This window comes from Virgibacillus salexigens, from assembly GCF_014905415.1.
GTDB classification, from domain to species: Bacteria; Bacillota; Bacilli; order Bacillales; family Amphibacillaceae; genus Virgibacillus; species Virgibacillus salexigens.
On record NZ_BNEO01000120.1, the window covers coordinates 1 to 310 of the forward strand.

At 40.0% G+C, this 310-nt stretch carries 1 pseudogene; it reads right to left on the reverse strand.

Features of this window, described 5'->3' with window-relative positions:
- Positions 1-310, reverse strand: a pseudogene (locus tag JKP73_RS22495) (peptide ABC transporter substrate-binding protein); the annotation flags it as partial.

The window sequence follows — 310 nt, forward strand, 5'->3', positions numbered from 1 at the left end:
CGGATTTGCATAAATTCGACTTGCATCTCCTAATTCAAGCTGTGCGCCTAAGTACATAACAAGGACACGATCACTCATATGACGGACGACTCCCAGATCATGGGAAATAAATAAATAGCTAAGCTCATATTTTTTCTGTAAATCTTTTAAAAGCTTTATAACTTGAGCTTGTACAGAAACATCAAGAGCAGATACAGCTTCATCGGATACAATCAATGACGGATTTAATGCTAACGCACGTGCAATACCTATGCGCTGCCGTTGCCGGCCACTAAACTCATGTGGATATGGATGATAATGTTCTGCTGTT